This window comes from Stenotrophomonas sp. 24(2023) (assembly GCF_030913365.1).
Classification (GTDB): Bacteria; Pseudomonadota; Gammaproteobacteria; order Xanthomonadales; family Xanthomonadaceae; genus Stenotrophomonas.
This window is the reverse complement of record NZ_CP133160.1, coordinates 3,054,251-3,064,125: the sequence shown is the minus strand read 5'-3', so window position 1 is coordinate 3,064,125 and position 9,875 is coordinate 3,054,251. Positions and strand designations below refer to the sequence as shown.

Below are 9,875 nucleotides of genomic sequence, written 5' to 3'. Positions count from 1 at the left end.
AGAGCATGGAAACCCTCGACTATCGATTCGACGGCCGCACCCCCGTGCAGTTCCCGCGCGATGCGGTGCTGGTGGGCGTGCTGGCTTCGGGCAACCTGGAGATCCTGCTGGAGCCCGCGGCGCTGGACGGTGCGATGACGGTGCGCATCATCACCGCCGCGCAGGGCTTCGGCACGATCTGGCAGGCGGTGATCGCCGACTTTGCCCAGCGCCATCCACTGCGCGATGTGCGCGTGTCGATCAACGATGCCGGTGCGACCCCGGCCGTGGTCAGCCTGCGCCTGGACCAGGCCGTGGAAACCCTGCTGGCCGGAGGCACGCCATGAGCCACGTACAACGCCACAGCTATTACGAAGCCGATGCACGCGAACGTATCGCCGGACTGGTCGATGCGGGTTCGTTCCGCGAGTTCCTCGGCCCCGCGCGGCGGATGATGAGCCCGCACCTGGCCCAGCTCGACCAGCCCGCCGCGTTCGACGATGGCATCGTCGTCGGCGAAGCCACGCTGCGGGGCAAACGCGTGCTGCTGGCCGCGCAGCAGGGTGCGTTCATGGGCGGTGGCGTCGGCGAGGTGCACGGCGCCAAGCTGACCGGCCTGCTGCGCCGGGCCGCCGAGACGCGCCCCGACGGCGTACTGCTGCTGCTCGACACCGGCGGCGTGCGCCTGCACGAAGCCAATGCGGGGCTGATCGCGATTTCCGAAATCATGCGTGCCACGCTGGGGGCGCGTGCGGCCGGCGTGCCGGTGGTCGCCCTGATCGGCAGCGGCAATGGTGCGTTTGGCGGCATGGGCATCGTCGCGCGCTGCTGCACCACCGTCATCATGTCCGAGGAAGGCCGGCTGTCGCTGTCCGGGCCGGAAGTGATCGAGACCGTGCGCGGCGTGGAAGAATTCGACTCGCGCGACCGCGCCCTGGTGTGGCGCGTGACCGGCGGCAAGCACCGCTACCTGATCGACCAGGCGCAGGTGCTGGTGCCCGACGCCATCGAAGCGTTTGCACGTGCCGCCGCCGATGCGCTGCAGGCCGACACCGCCAGCCGCGATACCGACACGGCATTGCACGCCCTGCAGGCCCGCCATGCCGCACTGAAGGCACGCGTGCAGGCCTGGGGCGACTGCCGCGACGGGCTGGAGATCTGGGCCCGCCAGGGCATCGCCGCGCCCGAGCGCCTGCCGCTGCTGGAGACCGATGCTTTCCTCGCCGCCACCGCTGGCCGGAGCCTGCCATGAACGCCCCGTTGCAGACCCTGCTCGACGCCCTGTTCCCGCGTGGCCACCGCATCGACATCCGCGATTCGGTATTGACCGGCACGGCCACCACCGACGACGGTGAGGTGACGGTGATCGGCACCACCGACCGCATCGAGGTCGGCGTGGACCACGCATTGGCCCTGGCCGACACCGTGCTGGCCAGCACCGCCATGCACCCGCAGCGCCCCATCGTGATGCTGGCCGACACCGCCGGTCAGCGCCTGGCCCGTCGCGATGAACTGCTGGGCATCAACGGCTACTTCGCCCATCTGGCACAGACCCTCGATCTGGCCCGCCGCCGTGGCGCACGCCTGGTCACCCTGGTCTACGGCGAATCGGTGAGCGGCGGATTCCTGTCCTTCGGCCTGATGGCCGACCACATCCATGCCCTGCCCGATGCACAGGTACGGGTGATGGACCTGCGCGCGATGGCGCGGGTAACCAAGCAACCCCTGGAGAAGCTGCAGGCACTCAGCCAGAGCTCGCCGGTGTTCGCACCGGGCGTGGCCAACTACGTCGCCATGGGCGCGGTGGAATCGCTGTGGGACGGCGATCTTGCCCAGCACCTGCTGCAGGCCCTGCGCACGCCCAGCGACGGCGACCTGCGTGCGGCACGCGGCGCACAGCGCGGCGGCCGTGCGCTGGCGGCAGATGTCGCCACTGCCGTGGCCCATGGCGATGCCTGAGCAGCCCGCCCGCCACACGCTGGCCTGGCTGTCGGCCAACGCCGACTGGCGGGCCGACGTGGCCGCGCACGAACCGCGCCTGGCAGCGTGGTTCGCGCAGGGGCTGCCGGCGATGGTGGCGCGGCGTGCCGTGGATGATCCCGACCCGCGCCTTCGTCTGGGCGTGCCGCTGCCGCCGAGCGAAGGCAAGCAGCGCATCGCCCTGCGCGTACCGCTGCAGGATGTGCTGCGCCAGCAGCCGCCGCCGACACTGGACGCGATCCTCGCCACCGGTGTTGCCCGTGACTGGCAGGTGGCGCTGCACGCATTGGTGCACATTGCACCGGCACGCGTGTTTGGTGCTTTCGCCTGGCAGCACCTCAGTGGCCTGCCCTATGTGCATGCCGCTTCGGATATCGACCTGCTGTGGCGGGTGGATGCCCGCGCGCAGGCCGATGCCCTTGTCGCACGCCTGCGGCACTGGGAAGACGAGTACGGCCATCGCGTCGATGGCGAACTGTGCCTGGCCGACGGTGGCGCGGTGAACTGGCGCGAATACGCCGGTGGCAGCCGCCAGGTGCTGGTGAAGCGCCTGGACGGCGCCGCACTGGAAGCCCGCGAGCACCTGTTCGCTGCTGCCGGAGCAGCCGCATGAGCGCTCTGGCGCACGCCGCCCTGCCGGTTGCGCGCCGCGTCGACAGCGCGCGGCTGGGCCGCCTGGCCATCGCCAGCCTGCATGCCGAACTGGCCTGCGCGCCCAAGCCGGGCCTGGTGACCCCGTTCGATACCGGCAGCCATGACGACATGGATGCCGGCACGTTCCTGCGCAGCCTGTTCGCGCTGCGCCACTATTTCACCGCCGTAGCCCACGCCGGCGCCGCCGATGCGCCGTTCGCGCAGCTGCGCGCGCAGGGCATCGCTGCCGAAGCGGCGATGCTGCGCGCCACCGGCGGTATCAACACCCATCGCGGGGCCATCTTCAGCCTGGGCCTGCTGGTGGCCGCCGCCGCACGCTGCCGCCAGCAGGCGGGCCAGGCCGCGCCCGCCACGCAGGTCTGCCTGGCGGTGCAGCACTGGGCCGATGACTTCGCCGCTGCGCCGCTGGATGCCTCCAGCCCCGGCCAGCGTGCCCGCCTGCGCCACGGCGTGCCGGGCGTACGCGAACAGGCCGCCGCCGGCTACCCCCTGCTGCGCGAACTGGCCGTACCCACCCTGCGCCACGCCCTGCACAGCGGCCTGGCGCGCGACGCGGCCATGTGCCAGACCCTGATGCAGCTGGTCGCGCAGGTCGATGACCTGAACCTGCTGCACCGTGGCGGTGCCGACGGCCTGGGCTGGGCCCGGCAGCAGGCGCGCAGCTTCATTGACGACGGTGGTGCTTTCGCACCCGGTTGGCAGGCTCGCCTGCGCGCCATCGGTGAGGGCTTCGTCGCGCGGCGCCTCAGCCCCGGCGGCAGCGCCGACCTGCTGGCCTGCAGCTGGTTCCTGCTGCAGCAGGAGGACGCATGAGCCTAGCCCTGCTCTGCCCGGGACAGGGCGCGCAGCATGCCGCGATGTTCGATCGCGTGCGCGATCTGCCCGCCGCACGCGAAGTACTGGACGCAGCCAGCGCGGTGCTGGGCCGCGATGTGTTCGCGGCAGCCGCCGACGACGCGCGCTTCGACAACACACTGGCGCAGCCCTTGCTGTGCGCGGCCAGCATTGCGCACTGGCAGGGCCTGCGCGCTGCACTGCCGGCACCGCTGCTGGTGGCGGGCTACAGCATCGGTGAGCTGGCCGCACATGCGGTTGCCGGCAGCATCGATGCCGCCCCCTGCCTGGCCCTGGCCGCACAGCGCGCGCGGCTGATGGATGCCGCCAGCCCTGCCGATGCAGGCATGCAGGCGGTGCTGGGGCTGCAGCGCCACAGGCTGCAGCCGCTGTGCGATGCCCACGGCGCCCATGTGGCCATCGCCAACGGGGAAGATCATTTCATCGTCGGCGGCACGCAGGCGTCCCTGCAGGCGCTGGCCGATGCAGCACGCGCACAGGGTGCGGAGGTCCGCCTGCTGCCGGTGCATGTGCCCGCGCATACCCCGCTGCTGCAGGCGGCCGTCACGCCGTTCGCCGCCGCACTCGATGCCTCGCCGCTGCAGGCGCCGCGCCTGCCGCTGCTGGCCGGCATCGATGCGCGCCCGGTGCGCGATCGCGCGGCAGCGGTACACACGCTGTCAGCGCAGCTGGCACAGACCATCGCCTGGGCGCAGGTGATGCGCCAGGCCTTCGAGCGCGGCGCGCGGGTCTTCCTGCAGCTGGGCCCGGGCAACGCATTGGCGCGCATGGTCGCGCCGTCCTACCCGTGCTGCCAGGTGCGCGCGGTGGAAGAGTTCCAGCGCCTGGACGGTGCCGCGGCATGGGTCCGCAGCGCGCTGGAGCGGCTGCAGTAACGGGTTCGAGCAGTACGTATCACGCATCACGCTGTACGACGCCTTACCCCGGGATGGCGGGTCACCATCGAAGCTGTACGCGAGTCACGTGTCTGGGAGGGCGCATGAGTCCACAAATCGCAACGATCATCGGCCTGGTGATCATGTTCATCGTCGCCACCGCCCTGCCGATCAACATGGGCGCGGTGGCGTTCGCCCTGGCCTTCATCGTCGGCGGGGTCTGGGTCGGCATGGGGGGCAAGGAGGTCCTGGCCGGCTTTCCCGGGGACCTGTTCCTGACCCTGGTCGGCATCACCTACCTGTTTGCCATCGCACAGAAGAACGGCACCATCGACCTGCTGGTGCACTGGGCGGTGAAAGCCGTACGCGGGCACATCGTGGCCATCCCGTGGGTGATGTTCGTCATCACCGCCGTGCTGACCGCGTTCGGCGCGCTGGGCCCGGCGGCCGTGGCCATCATCGGCCCGGTGGCACTGCGCTTTGCCAAGCAGTACCACATCAACCCGCTGATGATGGGCCTGCTGGTGATCCATGGTGCGCAGGCCGGCGGCTTCTCGCCGATCAGCGTGTACGGCAGCATCACCAACGGCGTGGTGCAGAAGGCCGGGCTGGAAGTCACCGAGATGGCGGTGTTCCTGACCAGCCTCGGCTTCAACTTCATGATGGCGATCATCTGCTTCCTGGCCTTCGGTGGCATCGCCCTGATGCGCCGGGGTTCGATCACCGCGGCCGGCACGGTGGGCACGGGCGATCTGGCGATGGCCGGTGGTCCGCAGGCGTCCTCGCGGCAGTTCGCCATCGAGGGCCACGGTGCGCTGGTCACCGCCGGCGGCGGCACGCTGTCCAACGACCCGGCAGCGCTGGATGCGGTGGGCATCACCCGCGAACGCCTGTTCACCCTGGTCGGCCTGCTGGGCCTGGGCATCGCTGCGCTGATCTACAACCTCAATGTCGGCCTGGTCTCGATCACCGTGGCGGTGGCGCTGGCCCTGCTTTCCCCGCAGAGCCAGAAGGGTGCGGTGGATGGCATCAGCTGGTCCACGGTCCTGCTGATCTGCGGCGTGGTGACCTACATCGGCGTGCTGGAACATGCCGGCGCGGTCGACTTCATCGGCAACGGCGTGTCCGACATCGGCATTCCGCTGCTGGGTGCACTGCTGGTGTGCTACGTGGGCGGCATCGTGTCCGCGTTCGCGTCGTCGGCGGCCGTGCTGGGCGCCACCATTCCGCTGGCCGTCCCGTTCCTGCTGCAGGGCCACCTGGGGGCCGCCGGGGTGATCTGCGCGCTGGCGGTGTCGTCCACCATCGTCGATGTCAGCCCGTTCTCGACCAACGGCGCGCTGGTGGTGGCTTCGGCAGCGAAGGAGGAACGTGAAACGCTGTTCCGCCGCTTCCTGGTCTACAGCGGCCTGGTGGTCGCGCTGGGGCCGCTGCTGGCCTGGCTGGTGTTCGTGGTGCCGGGCTGGATGTAAACGCAGCGTCGAGTGGCGGCCGGCGGTCGCCACTCCCTGGCGTTACACTCTGCACATGGCCATTGCTCCCGCTCCGCGTTCACCGAAAAAGCGCGCACCTCTGTACGAAGAGGTGGCCGAGGGTGTGCGCGAGCGCATCTACGATTACCGGCTGCCGCCGGGCGAGTGGATCGACGAGCCCGCGCTGTGCGAAGAACTGGGCATCAGCCGCACGCCGCTGCGCGAAGCACTGAAACTGCTGGCCGCCGAAGGCCTGGTGCAGATCGATGCGGGCCGAGGCGCACGGGTCACCCGGCTTACCCTGGAAGATCTCAACCAGCTGTTCCCGGTGATGGCGATGCTGGAAGGCCGCTGCGCACATGAAGCGGTCCGGCATATCGATGATGCCGGCGTGCAGCAGCTGGAGGACCTGCATGCGGCGATGGAAGCCGCCGCGGCCAACGGCAACATCGCCGAGTACTACCGCAACAACTACCTCATCCACGAAACCGTGCAGCACTACGCCGGCAACCCGTGGCTGATCCGCATCACCCATGACCTGCACCGCATCCTGAAGATGCACCGTGGCCGCCAGCTGCTGACCCCGGGGCGCACCGCACAGTCGCTGGCCGAGCACCGCGAGCTGATGGAGTGTTTCCGCAGGCGTGATGCCGCTGCCGCCGAACGCACCATGGAACGCCACCTGCTCAGCCAGGGCCAGGCACTGGCCGCCTACGTGGCTGCAGGCGGGCTGTTGAACGTACCGGCACCGCTGCCCACCGAAGGCGGTGGCTGACAGGGCTGTCGCTTCGCCGGGCATCGCCCGGCGGCAGATCGTTGTTGTGCCGCCTCAATCGCCGCAGCTGCCACCATCGCCGCCACCACTGTCGCTGCTGCAGTCCGAACTGCTGTGGCTGTGGCTGTGGCTGTCACTGGCATGGTTGCCGGAGGCATCGTAGCTGCCCGCGGTGCCGCCATCGCTGCGGCTGCCCGGCCCATCGGCCGTCGCGATCACCAGGCACAGGATGGCGCCCACCAGCGGCAGCAGCCACACCAGCAGCAGCTGCATCGCCCGCATGCCGAATGACAGGCCCTGGCGCTGCACGATCATCACCGTGGCGACCAGGTTCAGGCCCAGGACCAGCGCGACCAGGACCAGGGCCACGATCAGCATGGTGTCCTTCCAGCATGGGAAACCCGCCCGGTCATGGGGCCTCCATCAGGGCCTGGATCCTGGGCCACTCGTCCAGCGGCCGCTGGAAATCGACCGGGTAGACCGGCGCATGGTCCTTGCCCTTGAGCAGGAACAGGCTTTCACTGCCCACTGTGGCCTCGCGGATGTTGCCCAGGGTGTAGTGCCACATCGTCCACAACGGCACCCGGATCGTCGCCGGGACCTGGCCGTCACGCGGGCGCAGCACTTCCTGCACCTGCAGCACCAGGCGCATCTGGTTGTCCAGGCCCGGCCCGGTGCGCGATCGCGGATCGGTCAGCGGCCGTCCCTTGCCATCGACCATCTCCACCGCCACCACCCTGGCCCGGACGATCTGATCGGCCTCGGCCACCATCACCTCCAGCGGCTTGGGCACCACCGAGGTCGCCAGCGCCGGTGCGGCCGCGCCCAGGCACAGCAGCCCGGCAAGCAGCATCGTGGATCCCTTCATTGCGGTATTCCCCTCCCTGGATGCAGGCTGACAATAGCACTGGAACGCCCGTTGCCCGTGCCTGTCATGAAGATGGGACAATGTGTCCCCGTCGGCCCGGCCCCAAGGCCCGCCGACGTCCCGCACCACACGGAAGAAGAAGAACAACAACATGCTGAAAGTCATTTTCGATACCGACCCGGGCGTCGACGACGCCCTGGCGCTGCTGTACCTGCACAAGCACCCGCAGATCGACCTGCTGGGCGTGACCACCACCTTCGGCAATGCCTCGGTGGAATCGACCACCCACAATGCGCTGTACCTGAAGCAGGCCTGGGGTTTTGCCGCCCCGGTCGCGCGCGGTGCCGAAGGCCCGCTGCAGCCCGATGCCACGCCCGAAGCCTGGCCGGTGCACATCCACGGCCACAACGGCCTGGGCAACCACCCGGTGCCGGCCACGCTGGACGTGGCGGCCGATGCACGCCCGGCACCGCAGCTGATCATCGACCTGGTCCGCGCCCACCCCGGCGAGGTGACCCTGGTCGCCGTCGGCCGCATGACCAACCTGGCCCTGGCCCTGCAGCAGGCGCCGGACATCGCCGGCCTGGTGCGCGGCGTGGTCCTCATGGGCGGCGCCTTCCACGTCAACGGCAACATCACCCCGGCCGCCGAAGCCAACATCTGGGGCGACGCCGAAGCGGCCGACATCGTGTTCACCGCGCCATGGCCGGTCACCGCCATCGGCCTGGATGTCACCACCCGCGTGGAAATGGACCGCGATGGCCTGGACAAACTCGCCGCCATCGGCGGTGCCGATGCCGAACTGGTGCGCGCGCTGTCGCAGGACTATGTCGACTTCTACCTGCAGGCCGGCCACAAGGGCATGGTCGTGCACGACTGCTGCGCCTGCATCGCGCTGACCCGCCCGGAGCTGTTCCAGTTCGAGCGCGCCAGCGTGCGCGTGGCCACCGACGGTGTGGCCCGTGGCATGACCATTCCCAAGCCGGAAGGCCTGGCATTCGGCCCCAGCGTGTGGGATGGCCACGTGCTGCAGTCGATCGCCATCGGCGTGGATGCCGCCGCCGTGCTGGATGACATCACCCGGACCCTGACGGTCTGATGCTTCAGCGCCCGCCCCGGGCATCGGGGCGGGTGCCTGCGCCGGGCACGGTCTCCGGCAGCGTCCACAGCACCGGCAGCACCAGCACGGCCACCAGCGCGATCATCGCCCCCGGCGCCGCGGCCCAGCCGCTGTGGGACACCCACCACTGCGCCAGCAACGGCGTGGCGCCCCCGAACACCGCCGTGGCCATGGTCACGCCCAGTGCCAGCCCGCTGACCCGCCCTTCGCCGGGAAACTGCTCGGCCGTGGCCGGCGCCGCCACCGCACTGATTCCCCCGGCCACGCAGGCCAGCAGCACGGCCGCCAGCATGATGCCCAGCGGTGCCGCCTGCGCCATCCAGCCGAACAACGACAGCGGCAGCAGGGCCGACAGCAGCGTCAGCCCCAGCAGCAACGGCCGCCGGCCGAAGCGGTCCGACAGCGCGCCACACAGCGGCGTGATGAGGATCACCGCCACTGCCGCCACCGTCGACAACCACAGCGCTTCGCCTTCGTCACGCCCATGCGCATGCAGGAACGCCGGCACGTAGGTGATGCCCACGTAATAGGTGATCGAGCCGAGTGCGGAAATCGCGAACGTACGTGCCACCGCACCGCGGTGGTGGCGCAGCACATGCCGCAGCGGCGTGGCCGGAATACTGCCCTCGCGCTGCTGGCGCTCGAATTCGGGCGACTCGTGCATGTTCGAGCGGGCCACCAGGATCACCAGCGCCAGTGCGGCACCGACGAAGAACGGAATGCGCCAGCCCCAGCCATCGAGCTGGGCGGGCGACAGCAGCGCCACGGTGAGTGCCGAGACCGCCACCGCCAGCAACGCGCCGACTTCGCTGGCCGCTGATGCCAGCGAGGTGACCAGTCCCCGGCGCCGCTTCGGTGCGCTTTCCAGCAGGTAGGCCACCACGCCGGTGTATTCACCGCCCACCGAAAACGCCATCACGCAGCGCAGCAGCAGCAACAGCACGCCGGCGCTGGCACCGGCGGTGGCAGCGGTGGGCAGCAGCGCCGTGGCCAGCATCGCCGCGGCCATCAGGGCCATCGACGCCAGCAGCATCCAGCGCCGCCCCAGGCGGTCGCCCAGGTGCCCGAAGCACAGCGCACCGAGCGGGCGCATCAGGTAGGACACCGCGAAGCCCGCCAGCGTCAGCAGCAGCGCGTCCTCGCCGCCCCCGAAGAACACCCGCGACACCACCGTGGCGAAGTACAGGTACAGGGTGAAGTCATACCACTCCACCACGGTGGACAAGCCCGCCACCCACATCGAACGCTGGCGCGCCGCCGTCATTGCCTGTCTGCCTTCACTGCCTGCGGGTCCGTA

At 70.0% G+C, this 9,875-nt stretch carries 12 protein-coding genes; 9 read left to right on the top strand and 3 right to left on the bottom strand.

The window, feature by feature from the left end; genetic code table 11:
- Window positions 1–5: 5 nt before the first annotated feature.
- The 8 genes from mdcC (at window position 6) to Q9R17_RS13815 (ending at window position 6,590) form a co-directional block, all read left to right on the top strand.
- On the top strand, window positions 6–326 hold the full coding sequence (gene mdcC / locus Q9R17_RS13850) for a malonate decarboxylase acyl carrier protein (RefSeq protein WP_308155185.1): 321 nt from the start codon (window positions 6–8) through the stop codon (window positions 324–326).
- A complete protein-coding gene (locus Q9R17_RS13845; protein ID WP_308155184.1) occupies window positions 323–1,231 on the top strand; it encodes a biotin-independent malonate decarboxylase subunit beta in 909 nt (302 codons plus the stop codon). Before mdcC ends, Q9R17_RS13845 begins: the two co-directional genes overlap by 4 nt.
- Window positions 1,228–1,938, top strand: a complete 711-nt coding sequence (gene mdcE, locus Q9R17_RS13840; protein WP_308155183.1) for a biotin-independent malonate decarboxylase subunit gamma — start codon at window positions 1,228–1,230, stop codon at window positions 1,936–1,938. The genes Q9R17_RS13845 and mdcE overlap by 4 nt, the downstream gene beginning before the upstream one ends.
- Window positions 1,931–2,572 carry a malonate decarboxylase holo-[acyl-carrier-protein] synthase gene (mdcG, locus tag Q9R17_RS13835; RefSeq protein WP_308158347.1) on the top strand — a complete coding sequence of 214 codons (642 nt, stop codon included), beginning with the start codon at window positions 1,931–1,933 and terminating at the stop codon, window positions 2,570–2,572. The genes mdcE and mdcG overlap by 8 nt, the downstream gene beginning before the upstream one ends.
- Window positions 2,569–3,426, top strand: coding sequence for a triphosphoribosyl-dephospho-CoA synthase MdcB (mdcB, locus tag Q9R17_RS13830; RefSeq protein ID WP_308155182.1), 858 nt, complete (start codon window positions 2,569–2,571; stop codon window positions 3,424–3,426). Before mdcG ends, mdcB begins: the two co-directional genes overlap by 4 nt.
- Window positions 3,423–4,343: a malonate decarboxylase subunit epsilon gene (gene mdcH / locus Q9R17_RS13825; protein ID WP_308155181.1), complete on the top strand. Its 921-nt coding sequence runs from the start codon at window positions 3,423–3,425 to the stop codon at window positions 4,341–4,343. Before mdcB ends, mdcH begins: the two co-directional genes overlap by 4 nt.
- 104 nt (window positions 4,344–4,447) lie before the next feature.
- Window positions 4,448–5,815, top strand: a complete 1,368-nt coding sequence (locus Q9R17_RS13820) for an SLC13 family permease (RefSeq protein ID WP_308155180.1) — start codon at window positions 4,448–4,450, stop codon at window positions 5,813–5,815.
- A gap of 55 nt (window positions 5,816–5,870) precedes the next feature.
- Entirely contained in the window at window positions 5,871–6,590 is a 720-nt protein-coding gene (locus Q9R17_RS13815) for a GntR family transcriptional regulator (RefSeq protein WP_308155179.1), read from the top strand.
- 54 nt (window positions 6,591–6,644) lie between these two features.
- Here the strand turns inward: Q9R17_RS13815 and Q9R17_RS13810 are convergent, their stop codons facing one another.
- Window positions 6,645–6,968 carry a hypothetical protein gene (locus Q9R17_RS13810; RefSeq protein ID WP_308155178.1) on the bottom strand — a complete coding sequence of 108 codons (324 nt, stop codon included), beginning with the start codon at window positions 6,966–6,968 and terminating at the stop codon, window positions 6,645–6,647.
- 31 nt (window positions 6,969–6,999) lie between these two features.
- Window positions 7,000–7,458, bottom strand: coding sequence for a hypothetical protein (locus Q9R17_RS13805; protein WP_308155177.1), 459 nt, complete (start codon window positions 7,456–7,458; stop codon window positions 7,000–7,002).
- A 151-nt stretch (window positions 7,459–7,609) separates the two neighbouring features.
- On the opposite strand from Q9R17_RS13805, the gene Q9R17_RS13800 reads away from it, so the two are divergent.
- Window positions 7,610–8,557 carry a nucleoside hydrolase gene (locus Q9R17_RS13800; RefSeq protein WP_308155176.1) on the top strand — a complete coding sequence of 316 codons (948 nt, stop codon included), beginning with the start codon at window positions 7,610–7,612 and terminating at the stop codon, window positions 8,555–8,557.
- Window positions 8,558–8,561: 4 nt separating this feature from the next.
- On the opposite strand, the gene Q9R17_RS13795 is transcribed toward Q9R17_RS13800, so the two are convergent.
- Window positions 8,562–9,842 carry an MFS transporter gene (locus tag Q9R17_RS13795; protein WP_308155175.1) on the bottom strand — a complete coding sequence of 427 codons (1,281 nt, stop codon included), beginning with the start codon at window positions 9,840–9,842 and terminating at the stop codon, window positions 8,562–8,564.
- Between the last annotated feature and the right edge of the window lie 33 nt (window positions 9,843–9,875).

Excerpts from the sequence above, each read along its gene's own strand:
- mdcC (WP_308155185.1), top strand. The coding sequence starts at position 6 with ATGGAAACCCTCGACTATCGATTCGACGGCCGCACCCCCGTGCAGTTC.
- Q9R17_RS13845 (WP_308155184.1), top strand. The coding sequence starts at position 323 with ATGAGCCACGTACAACGCCACAGCTATTACGAAGCCGATGCACGCGAA.
- mdcE (WP_308155183.1), top strand. The coding sequence starts at position 1,228 with ATGAACGCCCCGTTGCAGACCCTGCTCGACGCCCTGTTCCCGCGTGGC.
- mdcG (WP_308158347.1), top strand. The coding sequence starts at position 1,931 with ATGCCTGAGCAGCCCGCCCGCCACACGCTGGCCTGGCTGTCGGCCAAC.
- mdcB (WP_308155182.1), top strand. The coding sequence starts at position 2,569 with ATGAGCGCTCTGGCGCACGCCGCCCTGCCGGTTGCGCGCCGCGTCGAC.
- mdcH (WP_308155181.1), top strand. The coding sequence starts at position 3,423 with ATGAGCCTAGCCCTGCTCTGCCCGGGACAGGGCGCGCAGCATGCCGCG.
- Q9R17_RS13820 (WP_308155180.1), top strand. The coding sequence starts at position 4,448 with ATGAGTCCACAAATCGCAACGATCATCGGCCTGGTGATCATGTTCATC.
- Q9R17_RS13815 (WP_308155179.1), top strand. The coding sequence starts at position 5,871 with ATGGCCATTGCTCCCGCTCCGCGTTCACCGAAAAAGCGCGCACCTCTG.
- Q9R17_RS13810 (WP_308155178.1), bottom strand. The coding sequence starts at position 6,968 with ATGCTGATCGTGGCCCTGGTCCTGGTCGCGCTGGTCCTGGGCCTGAAC.
- Q9R17_RS13805 (WP_308155177.1), bottom strand. The coding sequence starts at position 7,458 with ATGAAGGGATCCACGATGCTGCTTGCCGGGCTGCTGTGCCTGGGCGCG.
- Q9R17_RS13800 (WP_308155176.1), top strand. The coding sequence starts at position 7,610 with ATGCTGAAAGTCATTTTCGATACCGACCCGGGCGTCGACGACGCCCTG.
- Q9R17_RS13795 (WP_308155175.1), bottom strand. The coding sequence starts at position 9,842 with ATGACGGCGGCGCGCCAGCGTTCGATGTGGGTGGCGGGCTTGTCCACC.